Here is a 19,389-nt window from a genome sequence, read left to right on the forward strand (position 1 = left end):
TTCCCTTTACACCCTATCATCGTCTAAACTATCCCTGACTTTTTTAGTCAAACTAGCATACACTAATGCATACGAATGATCAATTAACATTTTGAGCAAGGTCCATTGTACAGCACCACCAAGGTGTACACTATTCCAATGTTTTTTACTCATGTGATACCCTGGCACAATTTCACTGTAATCAGCACGTAATTCTTCTGCCTTTTCAGGATCACATTTTAAATTGATAAAACAGTTTCCTTGCTCCCATTTCGTCAAATTAAGCAAGAGATAAATCTTCCCCCCTACTTTAAAAGTCAATGTTTCTTGATCAAAAGGAAAATCTTCTGTTGTTCCTTTTTTAGCTAAACAATAATCGTAAATCACATGTACATCCATCGGGTATGAGGTTAAAAAATTTGATACAAAATTGGTTTACTCGGCGAGGCATCATTGACAAAAGAGGCAATCTGAATGTTTAAAATATACATCCCATCTACCACCTCATCGGCTACATAAATGAGCTCTGTAATCGTCGCATCGAATTGAGCGTCATCATTTACTTGATTCACATTCTTCACGTTCCAAAAAGCTTTATGGGCCGCTAATTCTCCTCCGTCTTTTTCTTTATCTACACTTGGTAAGTCAATCAATAGGTGTTTGATTCCTTTTTCGCGTAAAAAAGCCGCCGCATCTGCAGCTAAATATGGAGGATTTGTATGGGAATATTTACTGTGTTTTTTATTTTCTTGGTTAGGCAAAGTACGAAGAACAACAGCTGTTTGTTCTTGTTCATTCCATTGACGTTGGATTTGTGTCAAAGTAATCACTGCATCTCCATCATCTTGTCGTTCTGGTGTTACAGTTAGTACTTGTGCGAGAAAAACAAAAGTTTTCAACGTATCATTAATACTATAAAATTCGCGCGTAATATGCCCCAAACACTCCGTATGTGTTCCATGTCCATGGGGATTAAACGCAATGGTATTAAAATTCGTCGAAGATTGTCCTTCACTTACTTTCCCTACCCAATCTCCCATGCGTACTGGTTCAATAGAAGGTTTATCCAAATACCAAGCAATGGGGTTTTCATCTGTATTCGTCAAGGGAATAGAAATATCAATAGGCTGTGAAAAGTCAACAGCATAAGTCTGATTGGAAATAGAGAGAGTTGCTTTCAATGTTTTAGTTCAAATCTAACCAAAATAAATCAGATGCAATACCATCACTTAAAAATTTTCCTTTATCGGTTATCGTTAAAATATTCTCTTGTTTTTGCATGAATCCATCTGCAATAAATGAAGCGGATTCTTGAACGAGATAATTGTAAAATTCAGCACCAAATTCATTCGAAACACGCGTCAAATCAACTCCCCAAATGGTTCGCAATCCCGTCATGACATATTCATTATATCGATCAACAACAGAGAGTTCTTCTATCTCAGATGGCAACTCACCAGCTTCAATTGCTTTGATATACAAAGGATTATTCGAAATATTCCAACTTCGGTATCGCCCATCAAAACTATGGGCCGATGGCCCTATACCTAGATATTTTTTCCCCAGCCAATACGCTGAATTGTTTTTAGAATAATATCCTGGTTTTGCAAAGTTAGACAACTCGTAATGGATATATCCATTGGCTCTTAATTTTTCAATCAACAGCATAAAGTGCGCATGAGCGACTTCTTCTTTGGGACTGGGGATCACTCCTTTTTGGATGAGTTTATTTAAGGCTGTACGCTCCTCAACAGTAAGTGCATAACAAGAAATATGGGGAATCCCCAAATCTAAAATACGCTGAATATTGTCTATCCAACGTTCATTGGATAAATTGGGTATTCCGTATATTAAATCAATCGAAATATTATCAAAATATTGTACGGCTTCTTCTAAACAACTAATTGCTTCTTGTGCATTATGTGCGCGATTCATCATTTTGAGGTCTTCTTCTCCAAAAGATTGAATGCCTATACTCAAACGATTGACCTTCGATTGTGCTAAACGCTGAATCGTTTCAGCATCTAAATCATCTGGATTGGCTTCTAATGTGATTTCAGGTTGTTCTACAACAGTATATTGCTGGTAAACGGTATCAATCAACATATTGATCTCCTCAACAGCTAGTATACTTGGTGTTCCTCCTCCAAAGTAAATGGTTTCAATGTGTTCCCCTGCTAATTCATCCTTGCGCAAGAAAAGCTCGCTTTGAATAGCGGCTAACATCTCTTCTTTCTTCTTTAACGAAGTAGAAAAGTGAAAGTCACAGTAATGACAAGCTTGCTTACAAAAAGGAATGTGAATATAAATACCAGCCATTATTTTTTTACTCGATCTTGATTTTGTTTAACAAAAGCATCCCAACCCGTATAAGACTTTCCTACAACGGTTTTCCCTGAATTAAAGAAATGACATACCGCCGCCGCTAAACCATCCGTACTATCAAGGTTTTTGGGTAATTCTTTTAATCCTAAAAGTTGTTGGAGCATCTTTGCTACTTGTTCTTTACTCGCATTTCCATTACCTGTGATGGCCATTTTTATTTTCTTAGGCTCATATTCGGTGATGGGAATTCCACGAGAAAGTCCGGCAGCCATTGCAACGCCTTGTGCACGCCCTAACTTCAGCATAGACTGCACATTTTTTCCAAAAAAGGGCGCTTCAATAGCGATTTCATCTGGACAATGTGTTTCAATTAGTTCGATAGTACGTTCAAAAATTCGACGCAGTTTAGTATAGTGATCATCATATTTATTCAACTGTAATTCATTCAATTGAATAAACTCCATCTTCTTATTTACCACACGTATCAGTCCAAACCCCATGATGGTTGTTCCTGGATCAATCCCTAATATAATTCTATCTATTGTCAAATCTTTACTTTTTTTCTTTCCTATTCATCAAGACCAAAAAATATGATTTACTTTGCATGAATGAAAATTGTATCCAACAAAACTAAGCAATTCCTAGTACTTCTACTTAAGATTATTGTCGTAAGTAGTGCTTTTTATTATATCTATAACAAACTCTCCAGTGATGCTACTTTGGATGGGAATTTGCTCAAAGAAGTTTTGGTTGATCCCCAACATACTTGGGCCTTATTGGCTTTGCTTTTCTTGACTTTTTCCAATCGCTTTGTTGAGATTTTGAAATGGCAGAATCTATCTTCTTTGATTCAACCCGTTACAATTGGACAAGCGACAAAACAAGTTTTGAGTGCGTTAACCTTAGGAATTTTCACGCCCAATGGTATTGGAGAATATGCAGGAAAAGCCTTGTATTTTTCTAAAAAAGATACTGGAAGGGTCATTTTTCTCAATATGGTTTGCAATGGTGTTCAAGTGATTTATGCCATTTTGTTTGGTTTACTTGGTTTGACCATTCTCAATTACACCCATCAATTTATTCCACCTTACTACTTGTGGATTCTCTATGGAATTGCTGCAATAATTATTCTTTTCGTTTTTTCTTTTCGCCATTTAAGCATTAAGGGATATTCGATCAATACTGTGATTCAGATGCTTCGAGCTATTCCCCAAAAAACGCATCGTAAAAATTTATTTTTAGCTCTATTGCGCTACGCATCATTCACCCATCAATATGTAATTTTATACTATCTCTTTGGAGTAGATATTCCTTATTTTGAGTTGTTATGCGCGGTATCAGCTATTTATCTTTTAGCTTCTTCTCTCCCTAATTTTCAATTTTTAGAATTCGCCGTAAAAGGAAGTATCGCCCTGTTTATTTTTTCTGCTTTGGATGTAAATCAATGGGTTGTTGCTTTAGTGGCTACCCTAATTTGGTTACTGAATATTGTATTACCGATTTCTATTGGAAGCTACTTTGTCTTAACTTTTAAAGTAAAAAAATAAACTTGATTGCTTTTTTATCTCCATGCGTTGCAATTTGTTTGTTGCTCTTTTGCTTTTCTGTTGATTCTCTTTTACAACCAATAAATCAAGTTAATGCCAAATTGCCATTTGCCCCCTACGGAGCCTTTTCTCTTATTGCTTATGCAAAACAAGTGGCAACACAAATTGACTTGTTACAGGAACACCTCTTTTCGTTGCAGGAGAAAGTTCGCGAAATTTCTTGCTTTTTTCTACCAATAAGCTATCTACACTTTTTAATTGTTGTTTTAAACTGTCATTTAATTGATAAAGAGACAATGAAACTTGAGCATCTGCTTGAATCGTCACCAGAACTTTTAAGGTATCCAGTGTTGCAAAGGTACCACGAAGAGTATCTACGCGTAAATTCTCCTCTAAAGCGGCTGTGATATAGTCGAAAAAGCAGGTTTTTCGAGCTGTTTCATCAAAAATAGAATCACAACTAGCTACACTGGGATACGTATCCACTTTAGTCCAATCAATTTTATTCAACTCTTCCTCTAGCAATTCTTGCTCATTGGGAAGCTGAGCGGACATCCACTGACAAGAAGTGAATACAATGGGAAAAAAGAAAATAATCCAACTCGATTTCATGAAATAATAATGTTGTACTTTAGTTAATCAAAAATACAAAAAAAATAGAGATGGACTATTTCTTATTAATCTTAAGCCTTTTACTACTAATTTTTGGTATTATTGGCAGTGTTCTACCTGCATTACCTGGGCCTCCTGTTAGCTGGTTAGGCATACTATGCTTGTATTTTGTCGATGGAGTTGAAATCAGTTCGATTGCGCTTTGGGGAAGCTTACTGATTACGATTGTCGTGTCTATTTTAGATTATGTCATACCAGCACAAGGAACCAAGCGTTTTGGCGGAAGTAAGTACGGCATCTGGGGAACCAATATTGGTCTAATCATAGGAATCATTGCTCCCATCCCATTTGGCTTTATTTTAGGTCCATTTCTAGGCGCTTTGATTGGTGAATTAATCTTGGATAGTCGAGACGTTTCTCGTGCGCTAAAAGCAGCTATTGGCTCTTTTATTGGATTCTTAGCTTCAACTTTTTTGAAAGTGGTACTAGGTATTGCCTTTCTAATCTGGGGCGTTTTACTCCTCATCCAGAAGTTTGCTGCTTATAGTTTCTAATTGGATTGTCCTACTAGAGGTTTATTGATAAAAGTAATTCCTATACCTACAAGGATAATACAACCGCCAATGACCATTTGTAGCGAAATTGATTCATCTAAGAAATACCACGCTAACAAAGCGGCAAATAAGGCTTGACTCAGCAAACTCAACGACACACGAGTAGCTCTCATATTTTGAGTAGCATAGCTAATAAGCAACCACGCCAATAACTGACAAACAACACCTTGTACGACTAAAGTCATCCATCCTTCAGCAGAGAAACCTGTAAAAGCGGACCCCATGATTACATTTAAAATAGCGAGAAAAATAGTCGAAACAAAAATACTATAGGACATAAAGGAAACAACACCTACGTGTTCCAATACTTTTTTACTCATTAAAATGTACGTTGCATAAAGTAACCCAGACAGGATACTAAACAGGAAAGGAATATCAAATGATAAGTTCACAAATACCTCAACGCCTACTAACGTCACCATGCCTATCAAAGCTAGAATGGTTCCCAACCAAAAATTAATTGTAGGTTTAATCTGCAAGAAAAAATAGCTTCCTATGCCCACCCATACAGGAGCCAAGTTACCAAGTAAGGTGGCCTGAGTTGCTGTGGAGCCTTGAATAGCAATATTCCAAACACCAATATCCAACCCAAAACACATTCCACACAAAACAATCAATACCATGGTTTTGCGATCGTATACTTTGATTTGCTTGGTAAACAACGCATAAGGCACAATGAACAGAGCTGCAATTGCCATGCGATAGAAGGCGGATATTAAGCCTGGCACTAATGCCATTTTAACTAAAACAGGGAAAATAGAAATACACAAAATTCCTATAAACAGTGCAATTCTAGGTTTATTTGCCATGAGATTGTATGCTTTACATTTACTGTGCAAAATACGTTAGTTTTTCTTGTGGTCAGGTGTTTTTTGCATTTTTGTTTTTCCTTGACAAAACAAAAAAGCCCCATCACATTGGATAGGGCTTCTTCATTTTTATCTTGTTTTTATTCTTCGATTGTATCAACCGTTAATTTATCCATTGTAAAATACAGGGCAGTATTGGCATATCCTTGTGCGTTTACATCCGTAGTTTCAAGGAAAAATAACAAGTATTTCACTTCACCTAAAGAAGATAAATCCACAGTACTCCAATTTTTATTAATTGCTTGAACTCCATTTCTAAAATCAACCAAATAATGAGTTACAGGTTGTGCAGACGTTAATTTCATATCTGCTCCTACCCCATACACTTGAAGTGCAAAATAATCACCTTGTTTAAATTTAGTTGCATAGTCATCTCCTTCAGCAATTCCATAATAAGCCCATGGGCTTAGCGCTACTGCTGTACTTACTGCTTTGTATCTATTTTCATCATCTAAAGTGACTACAGCACTAAAGTTCTCTACCTCGATTTCTGCTCCTTGTTGTAATACACTTGCATCGGGTTTATGATCCGCATAAGCCACTAAAAACGGTTTTCCAACTCCATCAACTCCTCCTTGTGCCATAGATCCCCATTGGTTTTTCACCCAGCCTTCTTCAGTATCCACGTGGTTGCTGTTATCTGAACTGTTAGAAACAGTAAATCCATACCAGGTATCCCATTCTTCAATAGCATTATGGTTAAACGAAAAGATATCAGATTCTAAAGCGGCATCTTCTGTAAACGTATCTTTCCAAATCTTCCCTCCAGCTGTTGCTACACCATCAGTGAAATCAAAATCAGCAAGGTTCAATTTTACGTATCCAAAATCATCTGATTTTGCAACATCAACGCTATACTTATACAATTGTACGTTACTACCACGTTCAATTTTTAATGAGATATTATGAACTCCAGGTGTTTGGAAAGCATGCTTTAAAACTGCTTCCTTTGATATCACAACATTCGTTGTATGATCAAACCAAGTAAACACGCCTCCTTGTGTTTCTACTTGTGGATCAATTACAACTTCTTGAAAGGTAACTGCTGCTAGACTTCCTTTGTCAACTGATACATTGTACACACTACTGTCATCACTAGAACAACTCGTCAGTGTTACCGTTGCTAAGCTTAGCCCAAGAACAAATAAGGCGCTAAGACGCAAAAAACTTTTTTTCATATTTATTTAAGTGTTTGTATTGATGTTCCTTCTAGATGTAAATCAATCGCTCCAGCGACTTCAGTTGAGGTTTCTCCTAACCAACCTGCTTCTTGATTTAATCCTGTATATACTTTTACAAAATCAATTCCAGGTAAGTATACTTTGTTTCCTCCTTGGTCTACAGCCCAATCAATATCGATAGCAGCTCCTTCTTGACGGTTGGGATAATTATCTGCATACCCCCAAGCAAAAGGTTGCAACTGCCAACTCGTTGCTGTTTGACCTACTTGTACCGCATTATTGGGTAATAAAGTACCTTGAAATGTAATCGATTCTGCTTCTATCCATTGCGGATAATAGCTTTGTTGGTGAAATTTATTTTTGGTTTTCCATCCTTCATTTCCTTGATTATCCGTCCATCGAATATAATGATCTAATGCTGTATCAGCTGCATCATGCTCTTTGGAGGGTTTATAATAGGTAATGCTATACTCTTTAATTGTCTTGCTATTCCCATGTTCACTTCCTGCAATTTCATACCATTCCTCCTCATCAGGAACACCATTTTTATTTTTGTCATAGGCGACTAAAATAACCCCAGGTTCTGCATTATGAACGAAGGCATTACCTAAAACTTTAAAATCTCTTTTTCCGGTAATATTTTCAATGGTATGATCAAAACCAAAAACAACATAGCCTCCAAATCCACCCAACGAGATAACCTCATTATTAATTAAGGCCTTTTCTGCTTTTACGCGCATAATTTCTGCTGTATCGCCTACTTCATATCGCGGCAATTCATTGACGAATTGTCCAAATGCAGGTGCATACTCCAAAACACAAGTAATGGTTGCTTTGTATTGCTTCGGTTCTTCCTTTGAATCATGATCACTGGAACAGCTTATTACCCCCAATAGGGGTATTCCCAATAAACTAAATATTCCTATTCTTCTTTTTTTCATTTTCTTCTGATGAATTGCTGGATGGATAATCATTGACCAAGCAATTGCTCCTATTATGGGGCAATTGTCATTGCCCTTTACTTGTTTGTAAATGCAAGATGTGCGGGAATATTCCCTGCCCTTGTTTTCCATTTTAATTCCCCTCTCGAAGAAAAACAGTAAATATAGCCATTCCCTATATAATCTTGCGCATCAGTTACAAAGATTTCTTTGGTTTCCGGATTTACTGCTATTCCATAAGGCATTAGTATCTGTTTTTCTGTACCATCTGTACTTAAAGAGGAACGTATGATTTGTTTTGTATTGGTATCTAATATCCCAAAGGATACTTCATTTGTATTGGTATTGGTTTGATATGCACTGGCATAATAGTATAGTTTATCTTCATCGATAGTCATATTTGAAACGGGAATATTCAATTTTTGTTTGACTTCATCCACTGCTGAATCAATAACATACAAATTAGGGGGAATATCCTGGTAGTTCCCACGTGAACTGACATAGATGCCTCCCTTATGATCTACTTGCATGCGATGTAAGTTGGGCGCTACTTCTATTTTTTTTATCTCCGTAAACGTTTGTAAATCAACAACGGAAACGGTCGTATCATACTGTGGTTCTCGATAACCTCCAGAATTAGCGACATACAGCTTACTGCCGTGAATTACGATCTCTTCGGGTTGATACCCCACTTCTACTTTTCGTCTCACTTGCAAGGCAATCGTATCAATCTCCGCTACAAAACCAATTTCTGCATTGGGATTGGTTTCTATTTTTCCTGAAAAAGAACTCACATAGACTTTTCCATCAGCAAAAGCTAAATACCGACAATTAGGCACGTGAATTTGCTTGATGTGTTTGCCTGTTGCTACATCAAAAACCTCAATGAAATTAGAAGCATTAATCGTTGCATATGCTTTGGTTCCATAAATTTTAAGGTCATTTCCTACATCTCCTAATTCACGAGGAATCGCAGGATTGCGTTCAGCAAAAATATCGCGCGTATAAACTCCTGTTTCATAATCAAACCAATCAATAGTCGCCCGATTCATTCCCATATTTCCTTCATTTAGAAGATAAAATCCTTGAATATCTTCTAATTGTACAGGGATAGAAACTACTGAACGATCGGAAACAAAAATCAATTCGTCCTTGCGACAACTACTTACTAACAAACTTACGATCAACAGGATATAGCTAATTTTTCTCATATACTTATAAGGCTACACGTAGGGTTAAACGAAAATTTCTTCCAGGCATGGGAAAATTGGTCACTACTTCATAATATTGATTGGCTAAATTATTGGCCTCCGCTCGAATCTGAATGGTTTTATTTCTCCATTCCAACTGTCTTTGTACACTTAAATCATGGGTATACCACGGTTGCAATTCATTACGTGTTATATTATTTTTATTGCCATTGTAACGCTTTCCTACATAAATAAAACTATAATTTAACTGCCAATTGTAATAATCCAATCCGAAAATGGCGGATCCAGAATGCCAAGGAGTATACGGAATTTGGTCTCCATAAAAAGAAGGTTTACCCGAAGGCATCAAGCTTAAATCGTGGGCAATTGTATATTCATACGTTGCTCCCAATTGAGCTGTCATTCCTTGCATCAACTCCCAATGTGTTTTGATTTGGCTTTCTACTCCATACTGTTCCACTTTTCCTAAATTAGACATCATCCAACGCATCATACTGGAAGTAGGAGACGCAATTATTTTGTCTTTTACTTGTGCGTAGTATGCATCTACTGTCAGGTGAACTTCTTTCAGCAGCTTGCTTTTAATCGCCACTTGATGAGTGAATCCTACATTAAGTTGACGGGAATGCTCTGGTTTTAAATGGGATGTTCCAAGCTGGGTGTAATACAAATCATTAAACGTAGGCAGTCGATACAGCTGTTTGTAAAACGCATGTACCGTAAAATTTGACCTATCCCAAGGTTTATAACGCAAAAAAACAGATGGTGTAAATAAAGAGCGATTCGGCGCTTGATAGTTATACTGTACTTTTTCCGCTGTAAAAGTGCCTAAAAGGTTTGCTTGGGCTTTCAATCGACCTACATCCACACTTGTTGAGAGCACTGTATAAAAAGTATAGCGCTCTGGATAAGTAAATGGTGCTTCTTGTCCTAATCGCGTTGCATTTAGTTTATTATACTGTACATCTGTTGCTAACGAAACATTCCAAAAGGGGGCTAGTGTAAATAAATGAGAAGCAGACACATACCATTCTTGTTGATGGTAGGTATTATCAAATTGAGGATTATACGTTACTTCCTCTCCTTGAAAATCTACTGTTTTTCTCGATTGATAATGTAGTTGATCATAGGCAAACTTCCCTTTTATCATCCATTGATACAAAGGAGATACCACGCGTTTCCACTCCCCTTGCACCATCACATTTTTATCGTTTTGTTTTTCGTTGTTTTGCTCCGTTGCAAGGGTGATATCGCTTTTTTTGATTATTGCTTCTGGCAATCCTCGATGGGATTGATAGTAATACAAATTAACCTGCCAGGTATTGACCTCATTTTGCCCAAACCAATTATTTTCTAAACGAAAGGATTCAATACCGCTATTTTTTCGAACCGCTGTCGTATCATAAGCAACCGTCCCATCCAGATTAAATCGCTTCTGCCTAAATTTATAATTGCCATTGGAATATAAATAAGCTGCACTGATGCTTGTACTGACGTGATCACTGACTTTCATTGCTACACGAGCAGAAGGATTGGTCCATTGAATAGACCCTAACTTATATTGAAGCTGCGTGTGTATTTTCTCTTGTGCTTTAAAAATAGGGCGTTTGGTTTGAATATAAATGGCTGAGGCAGATGCGTATTCTTTAGCAGCTTGTAAGGGTGCGCTTCTTTGTCCGTTATACAATTGAATCGCTTCAACATCATCCAAGGAAAACTTGCCTAAATCAACCACTCCATTTTGGGCATTGCCCAATTGAATTCCATTGTAAAAAACACCGACTTGGTGGGTTCCCATATGACGCACATCAACTGTTTTCATCCCTCCCATACCGCCATAGTCTTTCATCTTTACTCCGGCTAAATAACGCAAGGCATCAGCAACGTCAGTGCCATTTAAACGGCGTAATTGCTCTCCTTCTAATGTTTGGGGGAGTATAATATCGCTTGTTCGCTCTTTAACTACTATGATTTCCTTCAATGCTCTAAGTGAATCTTGGGTTTGTTGCGCATATCCACTAGGCCCTCCAAAAAACCATACACTTCCCACTAAGAAAAACAAATACTGTACTCGCATAAATATGAATCATTTCGCACACAAACGCATGGTACAGATGCCCCCTATGTAGTACATAAAGGGTATGTAGATAGCGTTTACTATTTTGGCATCGAAAATATTAAACAAAACCTAAAATGGCAGGTATTCTGACTTACTCTTAACAAGGTCCTTCCCATTTTACAACAGTGGACAACTAGGCTTGTTAAACCAGTGAGCTTACAGCAGCGGGCCTGTTGGAGATTTTCACTCCATTCCCTTTTCATTATCTTTTCAGATAAACCATTTTAGTGATGTGCAAATATAGTAAAAAGTGAAGGGAGATGGGATAAGAGAAATGGCGGACAGGTTATGGTTTACGGTGAACGGTGGACAGTTTACGGTTTACGGTTTACAGTGAATCTAAAAAAGACGTTGTTGTTTGATCTAGTCCATCATTTCCATTTTCTCACCTTCTGTCTCCAGTACGTATAAAAACAAAAAAGCTCTCCGTGAATTTCAGGAAAGCTTTTCATTGGTCTAACTACTAAACCTAGTGCTTGCGCACTTAACAACACAACTAAATTTTACAATCTAATAATCCAGTGATTATTAGAGGGCAAAAAAAGCCTCCCACGAAATGAGAGGCTTCTTTTTTACTGGCGGTCTGGACGGGACTCGAACCCGCGACCCCATGCGTGACAGGCATGTATTCTAACCAACTGAACTACCAAACCAGTATTAACCATAAAATCATTACAGCGACAAAGATAGACTTTTTTTAAAAACTACAAAGAAAATTATTCTTTTCTTCGTCTTTTTCGCTGACTCAAAATTGCTCTTGAGTTTTGCGGTCTGGACGGGACTCGAACCCGCGACCCCATGCGTGACAGGCATGTATTCTAACCAACTGAACTACCAAACCAGTATTAACCATAAAATCATTACAGCGACAAAGATAGACTTTTTTTAAAAACTACAAAGAAAATTATTCTTTTCTTCGTCTTTTTCGCTGACTCAAAATTGCTCTTGAGTTTTGCGGTCTGGACGGGACTCGAACCCGCGACCCCATGCGTGACAGGCATGTATTCTAACCAACTGAACTACCAAACCTTGTCTTTATTGCTGTAATGCGGTGCAAATATACGACCATTTTCTACACTTCCAAATCCTACGACAAAAAAAATCAAACTTTTTTTTACCAAAACCAGAAGCCACCTGAGTTTCAGCACTATAAAAGCATGAAAAAAATGAACTTTTTTTTCCTCATTTTTGAATCTTCCTTCATTTTGAAGAAATAATTCCTTCTTCTTTTGTCGTCCTAATGACTACAGCTTGATTTTTTCTACTCTTTTTTGTCGTTTTTTTTCCATCCTTCCTCTCTTTCGTATTCTTTTTGAGACTAAAATTTATCCTTTCTTGTGCTTCAAAAACAAAATAGAGCAAAAAAAAACAGCAGCAAATCGAAATTTACTGCTGTTTTTTTATCTTTTTAATCGAAAAAAGCTTCTTATAAAGCTTCATTGATTAAGTCTTCGTATGCTTTTTTAGGAGCTACTCCTACTTGACGCCCTACAACTTCTCCATTTTTGAATACTAATACAGTAGGAATGTTGCGGATTCCATATTTTGAAGCGAATTCTTGGTTGTTATCAACATCCACTTTTCCGATTACTGCTTTTCCTTCGAAATCTGCGCTTAATTCAGATACAACTGGAGCTAACATTTTACATGGTCCACACCATACTGCCCAAAAATCTACTAAAACTGGTTTGTCTGATTTTAATACTACTTCTTCAAATGTAGCGTCTGTTATTTCTAATGCCATGGTAATACTTTTTTACGTTATAAGACAAAACTACTAAAATAATTATACTTACCTCATCCTTTTTAATCAATTTTATCTATTTCAAAATATACAAAGCTAATTCCTTAAATACTCAAGCGGAATTATACCGATATTTGTACCTACTTATAGAATTAATATGCAAAAGGAGTTACAACAACTGGAAGATTTTTTTCTACAACACACAGGAATGAATTTCACTCCGCAAACAAGAGATATCGAATGCGAAGAATACTGTGGATTTACCTGTTTACTAGATGTTTTCACCATTAAGTTTAGAAAAGCTAAGATAACACCTAAAAAAATCGGTCAATTTGTAACGGTATGGAAACGGAATGCTGAGGGCATCACAACCCCCTTTTCTCTTTCAGATCCTTTTGATTTTTATATTATACTGACGGAAGCATCAAATCAAGTCGGCTGTTTTATTTTTCCCAAGTCCATTTTGGGAGAAAAGGGTATTCTAACTACACCTAAACAAGAAGGGAAGCGCGGTTTTCGCGTATATCCCACTTGGGATTATCCAACGAGTAAACAAGCGCAAAAAACGCAGCAATGGCAAGAAAACTATTTTATTCTACTCTCTGCTGGGGATGACCCACAACACACCCATGGTAACACAGTGAAAATTCAGCGAATACTAAATCAAAGTATCAACGCCAAGAAATAAAAAAGTCATCCCTGCTACAACCGCTTAGATAAAAATAAAAACCGCCCTACTTCTGGTTGAAGTAAGGCGGTTTTCTATGACTAAATACATCTATTTAATTCAATTTAAACATGACCTGTTGACGTTCTAATTCTTCTAACAGATCTGCACTAATCGTAATGCGGCTATTTCGACTTGACATCTCAATGCGATTTACAATTCTGAATTCTTCTCTTTTATCTTCTAATTCAAAAGAAGCTCCTTCTCCATCTTCCATATCATCCAACATTTCCCCTTCTTCATTCATCGTCATATTAATAACAGGCATTGGTTTGTTTTCGTCTTCCAACTCTACTTTCTCCACTTCAAAAATATCAAAGAAAACCTGCTTATCCCCCATATATTTATCTAGCGTGGCCTTAATCTCATTGAGTTTAGTTTCGCTCAGCTCCTTAATATTCATTTGCACAACTAATTGTTTCGCAAAAGCAGGAATCACCTCATGTAATAATTTCATCTCCATAAATTGCAAACGAGGCTCTCCACGTTCACCCGTATCCTTGCGAATCCATCCTTCATTCACTTGCACGCGAACAAATACAAACGTATTAGTCAACAGAAAGTGCCTAAATTTCAAGAAGTCTTCATTGAACAAACGGAATTCAAAAGACTCATCATATCCCTCAATTGTAAAGGCTGCCCAATCTTTTCCTTTTGCTGAAGTTCGAAACTGAACATCGCTAATCATTCCTCCAAAACTAACAACACGTCCTGTAAAGTTTTCCAAACGCACCAATTCCTCCACTCGAACATTACAGAAATTTTTCAACTCAAAACGGAAATCATCCAAGGGATGTCCAGAAATATAGATCCCAACGACTTCTTTTTCTTTTGCTAGCTTTTCCATCGTACTCCACTCTTCACAAGCAGGCAACATCGGTTCTGGAATCTGTACTTCACTACTATCGCCAAATAAACTCACTTGTGCTGAATTTTCACTTTCTTGTGTCTTCGCTCCATATTTGATAGCTTTTTCCAAGAAAGTATTCGGATCTGATGGATCTGTATAGAAATATTGTGCGCGATGTGTATTCTCAAAACAGTCAAAACCACCAGCCAATGCTAAGTTTTCAAATGCTTTTTTATTCGCTGCTCTCAAGTCAATTTTCTTCGCTAAATCAAAAATAGAGCGATAACGAGCATTTGCTCGATTATCCACAATCGTTTTCACCGCTCCTTGTCCAACTCCCTTGACTGCCCCCATTCCAAATCGAATCGCATATTCATCATTTACCGTGAATTTATAAAACGACTCATTTACATCTGGTCCTAATACGTGAAGTCCCATGCGCTTACATTCTTCCATGAAGAACGTTACTTGCTTGATGTCATTCATATTATTTGATAGTACGGCAGCCATATATTCTGCAGGGTAATGCGCTTTCAAATAGGCCGTTTGATACGCAATCCAAGCATAACATGTCGAGTGCGATTTATTGAAGGCATACGAAGCAAATGCTTCCCAGTCTTTCCAAATCTTTTCTAATACCACAGGATCATGTCCTTTTTTTGCCGCTTGATCCACAAATTGAGGCTTCATTTTATCCAGTACATCTTTCTGCTTTTTACCCATTGCCTTACGCAAAACGTCAGCCTCACCTTTCGTAAAGTCAGCTAATTTTTGTGACAAAAGCATTACCTGCTCTTGGTATACAGTAATTCCATAGGTCTCTTGTAAGTATTCTTCACAAGCATCTAAATCGTATACAATGGGTTCTTCTCCATTTTTACGGCGAATAAACGAAGGAATATACTCCAAAGGTCCTGGGCGATATAAGGCATTCATGGCAATTAAATCCGCAAATACCGTTGGTTTTAACTCGCGCATGTATTTCTGCATTCCCGCGGACTCGTACTGGAATACCCCAATCGTTTCTCCACGCTGGAACAATTCATACGTCTTTTCATCATCAATCGGAATCAAATCGGGATCAATTTCAATTCCCGTTCTATACTTCACTAATTTGATGGTATCTTTAATAAGGGTTAGGGTTTTCAACCCCAAGAAGTCCATTTTCAATAACCCTGCGCTCTCTGCTACAGAGTTATCAAACTGCGTAACATATAGGTCAGAATCTTTTGCTACCGTTACAGGTACGAATTTGGTAATATCATCAGGAGTAATAATCACCCCACAAGCATGAATCCCCGTGTTTCGCATGGATCCTTCTAATATCTTCGCTTGCTGAATCGTTTCTGCAGCTAAAGAATCTTCTTTAGCCAACGCGATTAGCTCTTTTACTTTATCAAACTCCTCACTTCTCAATACGCCTTTAATCGCATCCTCTCCTTCCGACAAGAAACGAGCTAAATTCCACTTGGAAGGCATCATTCCTGGAATCAACTTCGCAATACGATCGGCCTCAAACAAAGGCAAATCCAATACACGAGCTGTATCTCGGATTGCAGACTTAGTTGCCATTTTACCATAGGTAATAATTTGCGCAACTTGATTGGATCCGTATTTATCAATGACATAATCCATTACCTTGCTACGTCCTTCATCATCAAAGTCAATATCAATATCGGGCATGGATACACGATCTGGGTTCAAGAAACGCTCAAAAAGCAAGTCATATTCAATGGGATCTAAGTTGGTAATTCCCAAGCAATAGGCTACCGCAGAACCTGCAGCAGATCCACGACCGGGCCCAACGGAAACCCCCATTTGACGAGCCGCAGCAATGAAATCCTGTACAATTAAGAAGTACCCTGGATATCCAGTACGCTCAATGGTTGCTAATTCAAAGTCTAAACGCTCGCGTATTTCCTCTGTTACTTCAGGATAACGGCGTTTAGCCCCTTCATAGGTTAAATATTTTAAGTAATTGTTTTCCCCTCTTTTTCCTGATCCATCCCCTTCTAAATCTCGAGCATCCTGAAACTCCTCTGGAATATCGAATTTAGGAAGTAATACATCGCGGTGTAAAACAAAAGGTTCTACTTTATCGACAATTTCTTGTATGTTGTAAATTGCTTCAGGAACATCCTCAAACAATTTTTTCATTTCTTCTTCTGACTTGAAATAGTATTCCTGGTTAGGTAATCCATAACGATACCCGCGTCCTCTTCCAATTGGCGTACTTTGTTTCTCACCATCTTTCACACACAGCAAAATATCGTGTGCATTGGCGTCTTTTTTATCTAAATAATAGGCATTGTTAGTCGCCACCATTTTAATATTGTGTTTACGAGCTAGCTCGATTAACACTTGATTCACGCGATTTTCATCTTCTTGACCGTGGCGCATCAATTCAACATATAGGTCATCGCCAAATTGTTCTTTCCACCAAAGCAAAGCTTCTTCTGCCTGACGTTCTCCTACGTTTAATATCTTTCCTGGTATTTCTCCAAATAAGTTCCCCGTCAATACGATTACATCTTCTTTGTATTGCTCTACGACCTGCTTGTCAATACGCGGCACATAGTAGAACCCATCGGTATACGCAATAGAGGCCATTTTAGCCAAATTATGGTATCCCTTTTTATTTTTAGCCAAGAGTACCACTTGGTATCCATTGTCTTTTTTAGTTCGATCTAAGTGGTTTTCATTGATAAAAAATTCACAACCTACAATAGGAGTCAGCAAAGGCAAAGCCTCTTCCCCATTTTCTAATCGCTCTTTATTCTGCGCTTGAATTCCTTTATTGTGGTTATTTACTGCCATAACAAAGTGAAACGCGCCCATCATATTTCCGTGGTCTGTCATTGCGATGGCAGACAACTTCATTTCTCCTGCTTTTTTAACTAGATTGGGAATCCCAATTGTCGATTGTAATACCGAAAACTGCGTATGCACATGCAAATGAGCAAATCGAGCATTTTGAAACTGTTGACGTTCCTCCGTAGAAATTGCTTCTGTAGCACTTCCTTGTAATTTTGCCAGACGTGCTCTGATTTCATCAGATGCTTTCTTTAGGTTGATATGTTTTAATCCAACAGGTTGAAAAGGCTGTGGATTGAAAGCGGTATAACGTTGAATATACGTCTCATCACATTGTAATTCATCCTTAGAAAACGTTTCGCGTTTAATCAATTCAAGAAAACAACGTGTTGTTGCTTCCACGTCGGCTGTTGCATTATGCGCTTCTGCGAAAGCTTCTCCAAATAGATAAGTGTGTAATTCCGTTAGGGTAGGCAATTTATATCGCCCTCCACGTCCACCAGGTAATTTCAACATTTCTGCAGTAACCTCTGTACACGTATCTAATACAGCCATTGTTGTCAATTGGCTATCCACCCCCATACGATAGAATTCACATCCCATAATATTCACATCAAAACCAATGTTTTGACCAACAATAAAACGAGCTTTGGAAAGCGCAATATTGAATTTGGCTAATGCTTCTTCTAAGTCAATCCCTTGCTCTTCTGCTAATTCCGTAGAAATTCCGTGAATACGCTCAGAATCATAGGGGATATTAAACCCTTTCGGCTTGATTAGGTAATCTTGATGTTCAACAAGTCGTCCCATATCGTCGTGTAACTGCCACGCGATTTGTACACATCGCGGCCAGTTATCCGTATCCGTTAAGGGAGCCGACCAACTCTTCGGAAGCCCAGTAGTTTCCGTATCAAAAATTAAATACATACTTGATTTATAGAATATTAACCCAAAAACAGGGAGATTTGTAACAATTTCAAAGGTACAAAAAAAGCTGCTTAGTTAATAAGCAGCTTTTCTCAATATCATTAATTTCACAAATCTTTATTCTCCTTTTCCTAGTGGAATTCTAAAGAATACTCCACTATCAAATGTTTTTCTATCCACATAACGCTTGATTACTTTGTTTTTATCATTCAACTCGTCATCTGGTAAAATACTAGCATTCATGTTAATTACAAAAGTTCCAGAAATAGTTCCTGGCACTTGTTTATCAGCAGGATCTAAAATAATATACCCTGGGCGATTCACTGGTTTGTTTGTAATTAAGCTCAATGCATCCGTAGAGTACATTGACGCTGTATTTTTATAATCATCATATACGATATAATCGGCTTTGATATTATCTGTTGCGTTAAATTCATATTTTGCCCCAAATTCATAATCTGGCAAATAGATTCTCAAAGTAGTAGAATCCGTTTTAGCTTCTATGTTCAACGTTTTCTCATTCACTACAAATGCTTTAAACGTTTGTGGTTTGTATTCCGTATAATGACTATAGGGATTACCATTTATTCTCGTTGAATCAGTGATTGCATCAAGAGTCATTGATGCATACATTCCTGGATCTGAAAATTTAACATCACTTTCACATGCCATGAACCCCAAAACTAACGCGAACATTCCTATTATCTTTCTCATATTATACTAATCTATTAGTGATATATATACATCGCAAAAATATATTTTTTATTGTTCATAAAAAAATTTTTTTAATAAAACTTTAACTTTGAAAAAGAACTTATTTTTCCGTTTCCTTAAAATAAATTTTCAATGCCGCTTCATGTGCCACTGAGAATTAATTTCTATTGAGAAAAATACAATTTTTAAGCCTTATACCCTCTTTTCTCTTTAGA

The 19,389-nt window shown here is 37.4% G+C and carries 16 protein-coding genes, 3 tRNA genes and 1 riboswitch; of the genes, 3 read left to right on the plus strand and 16 right to left on the minus strand.

What is annotated here, in order from left to right; translation table 11 throughout:
• Positions 1-6 precede the first annotated feature (6 nt).
• Genes AWV75_RS02245 through ruvC form a run of 4 tightly spaced genes read right to left on the minus strand, consistent with a single transcriptional unit; the run spans position 7 to position 2,852 of the window.
• Positions 7-378, minus strand: a complete 372-nt coding sequence (locus AWV75_RS02245) for an MmcQ/YjbR family DNA-binding protein (RefSeq protein WP_060872814.1) — start codon at positions 376-378, stop codon at positions 7-9.
• An 11-nt stretch (positions 379-389) separates the two neighbouring features.
• Positions 390-1,160 carry a cyclase family protein gene (locus AWV75_RS02250; protein ID WP_060872815.1) on the minus strand — a complete coding sequence of 257 codons (771 nt, stop codon included), beginning with the start codon at positions 1,158-1,160 and terminating at the stop codon, positions 390-392.
• Between the two features lie 4 nt (positions 1,161-1,164).
• A complete protein-coding gene (hemW, locus tag AWV75_RS02255; RefSeq protein ID WP_060872816.1) occupies positions 1,165-2,298 on the minus strand; it encodes a radical SAM family heme chaperone HemW in 1,134 nt (377 codons plus the stop codon).
• Positions 2,298-2,852: a crossover junction endodeoxyribonuclease RuvC gene (gene ruvC, locus AWV75_RS02260; RefSeq protein WP_002989453.1), complete on the minus strand. Its 555-nt coding sequence runs from the start codon at positions 2,850-2,852 to the stop codon at positions 2,298-2,300. The genes hemW and ruvC overlap by 1 nt, the downstream gene beginning before the upstream one ends.
• Positions 2,853-2,912: 60 nt before the next feature.
• Here ruvC and AWV75_RS02265 point away from each other — a divergent pair, with 60 nt between their 5' ends.
• Positions 2,913-3,851, plus strand: a complete 939-nt coding sequence (locus AWV75_RS02265) for a hypothetical protein (protein ID WP_060872817.1) — start codon at positions 2,913-2,915, stop codon at positions 3,849-3,851.
• Positions 3,852-3,983: 132 nt separating this feature from the next.
• Here AWV75_RS02265 and AWV75_RS02270 read toward each other — a convergent pair whose 3' ends face one another.
• Complete coding sequence (locus AWV75_RS02270; protein WP_060872818.1) at positions 3,984-4,463, minus strand: hypothetical protein; 480 nt, start codon at positions 4,461-4,463, stop codon at positions 3,984-3,986.
• A 50-nt stretch (positions 4,464-4,513) separates the two neighbouring features.
• On the opposite strand from AWV75_RS02270, the gene AWV75_RS02275 reads away from it, so the two are divergent.
• Positions 4,514-5,017: a DUF456 domain-containing protein gene (locus AWV75_RS02275; RefSeq protein WP_060872819.1), complete on the plus strand. Its 504-nt coding sequence runs from the start codon at positions 4,514-4,516 to the stop codon at positions 5,015-5,017.
• Here the strand turns inward: AWV75_RS02275 and AWV75_RS02280 are convergent.
• The 9 genes from AWV75_RS02280 to trxA form a co-directional block, all read right to left on the minus strand.
• The gene (locus AWV75_RS02280) at positions 5,014-5,886 is read right to left on the minus strand and encodes a DMT family transporter (RefSeq protein WP_060872820.1); all 873 of its coding nucleotides are present in this window, start codon (positions 5,884-5,886) and stop codon (positions 5,014-5,016) included. The genes AWV75_RS02275 and AWV75_RS02280 overlap by 4 nt on opposite strands.
• A 140-nt stretch (positions 5,887-6,026) precedes the next feature.
• Complete coding sequence (locus AWV75_RS02285) at positions 6,027-7,124, minus strand: DUF4465 domain-containing protein (RefSeq protein ID WP_060872821.1); 1,098 nt, start codon at positions 7,122-7,124, stop codon at positions 6,027-6,029.
• Positions 7,125-7,126: 2 nt separating this feature from the next.
• A complete protein-coding gene (locus tag AWV75_RS02290) occupies positions 7,127-8,068 on the minus strand; it encodes a PKD domain-containing protein (protein ID WP_197429541.1) in 942 nt (313 codons plus the stop codon).
• A gap of 77 nt (positions 8,069-8,145) precedes the next feature.
• Positions 8,146-9,279, minus strand: a complete 1,134-nt coding sequence (locus AWV75_RS02295; protein ID WP_060872823.1) for a YncE family protein — start codon at positions 9,277-9,279, stop codon at positions 8,146-8,148.
• A gap of 4 nt (positions 9,280-9,283) precedes the next feature.
• Positions 9,284-11,356, minus strand: coding sequence for a TonB-dependent receptor (locus tag AWV75_RS02300; RefSeq protein WP_060872824.1), 2,073 nt, complete (start codon positions 11,354-11,356; stop codon positions 9,284-9,286).
• 101 nt (positions 11,357-11,457) lie between these two features.
• Positions 11,458-11,637, minus strand: a riboswitch (cobalamin riboswitch).
• A 337-nt stretch (positions 11,638-11,974) separates the two neighbouring features.
• Positions 11,975-12,051 (minus strand) — tRNA-Asp (locus AWV75_RS02305).
• A gap of 114 nt (positions 12,052-12,165) precedes the next feature.
• Positions 12,166-12,239: transfer RNA gene (locus AWV75_RS02310), tRNA-Asp, on the minus strand.
• Positions 12,240-12,353: 114 nt separating this feature from the next.
• Positions 12,354-12,427, minus strand: a tRNA-Asp gene (locus AWV75_RS02315).
• 397 nt (positions 12,428-12,824) lie between these two features.
• Positions 12,825-13,142, minus strand: coding sequence for a thioredoxin (gene trxA / locus AWV75_RS02320; protein ID WP_002989433.1), 318 nt, complete (start codon positions 13,140-13,142; stop codon positions 12,825-12,827).
• A 157-nt stretch (positions 13,143-13,299) separates the two neighbouring features.
• Here trxA and AWV75_RS02325 point away from each other — a divergent pair, with 157 nt between their 5' ends.
• The gene (locus tag AWV75_RS02325; protein WP_060872825.1) at positions 13,300-13,830 is read left to right on the plus strand and encodes a MepB family protein; all 531 of its coding nucleotides are present in this window, start codon (positions 13,300-13,302) and stop codon (positions 13,828-13,830) included.
• Positions 13,831-13,924: 94 nt separating this feature from the next.
• Here AWV75_RS02325 and dnaE read toward each other — a convergent pair whose 3' ends face one another.
• Together dnaE and AWV75_RS02335 are read right to left on the minus strand one after the other, a co-directional pair.
• Complete coding sequence (gene dnaE, locus AWV75_RS02330; protein ID WP_060872826.1) at positions 13,925-18,460, minus strand: DNA polymerase III subunit alpha; 4,536 nt, start codon at positions 18,458-18,460, stop codon at positions 13,925-13,927.
• A gap of 117 nt (positions 18,461-18,577) precedes the next feature.
• On the minus strand, positions 18,578-19,174 hold the full coding sequence (locus tag AWV75_RS02335; protein WP_060872827.1) for a DUF6252 family protein: 597 nt from the start codon (positions 19,172-19,174) through the stop codon (positions 18,578-18,580).
• Between the last annotated feature and the right edge of the window lie 215 nt (positions 19,175-19,389).

This window comes from Myroides odoratus, from assembly GCF_001549985.1.
Classification (GTDB): Bacteria; Bacteroidota; Bacteroidia; order Flavobacteriales; family Flavobacteriaceae; genus Flavobacterium; species Flavobacterium odoratum_A.

What these genes read in the sequence shown, in the direction of transcription:
- AWV75_RS02245 (WP_060872814.1), bottom strand. Translation starts at nt 378, where the DNA reads ATGGATGTACATGTGATTTACGATTATTGTTTAGCTAAAAAAGGAACA.
- hemW (WP_060872816.1), bottom strand. Translation starts at nt 2,298, where the DNA reads ATGGCTGGTATTTATATTCACATTCCTTTTTGTAAGCAAGCTTGTCAT.
- AWV75_RS02265 (WP_060872817.1), top strand. Translation starts at nt 2,913, where the DNA reads ATGAAAATTGTATCCAACAAAACTAAGCAATTCCTAGTACTTCTACTT.
- AWV75_RS02270 (WP_060872818.1), bottom strand. Translation starts at nt 4,463, where the DNA reads ATGAAATCGAGTTGGATTATTTTCTTTTTTCCCATTGTATTCACTTCT.
- AWV75_RS02275 (WP_060872819.1), top strand. Translation starts at nt 4,514, where the DNA reads ATGGACTATTTCTTATTAATCTTAAGCCTTTTACTACTAATTTTTGGT.
- AWV75_RS02280 (WP_060872820.1), bottom strand. Translation starts at nt 5,886, where the DNA reads ATGGCAAATAAACCTAGAATTGCACTGTTTATAGGAATTTTGTGTATT.
- AWV75_RS02285 (WP_060872821.1), bottom strand. Translation starts at nt 7,124, where the DNA reads ATGAAAAAAAGTTTTTTGCGTCTTAGCGCCTTATTTGTTCTTGGGCTA.
- AWV75_RS02290 (WP_197429541.1), bottom strand. Translation starts at nt 8,068, where the DNA reads ATGAAAAAAAGAAGAATAGGAATATTTAGTTTATTGGGAATACCCCTA.
- AWV75_RS02295 (WP_060872823.1), bottom strand. Translation starts at nt 9,279, where the DNA reads ATGAGAAAAATTAGCTATATCCTGTTGATCGTAAGTTTGTTAGTAAGT.
- AWV75_RS02300 (WP_060872824.1), bottom strand. Translation starts at nt 11,356, where the DNA reads ATGCGAGTACAGTATTTGTTTTTCTTAGTGGGAAGTGTATGGTTTTTT.
- trxA (WP_002989433.1), bottom strand. Translation starts at nt 13,142, where the DNA reads ATGGCATTAGAAATAACAGACGCTACATTTGAAGAAGTAGTATTAAAA.
- AWV75_RS02325 (WP_060872825.1), top strand. Translation starts at nt 13,300, where the DNA reads ATGCAAAAGGAGTTACAACAACTGGAAGATTTTTTTCTACAACACACA.
- dnaE (WP_060872826.1), bottom strand. Translation starts at nt 18,460, where the DNA reads ATGTATTTAATTTTTGATACGGAAACTACTGGGCTTCCGAAGAGTTGG.
- AWV75_RS02335 (WP_060872827.1), bottom strand. Translation starts at nt 19,174, where the DNA reads ATGAGAAAGATAATAGGAATGTTCGCGTTAGTTTTGGGGTTCATGGCA.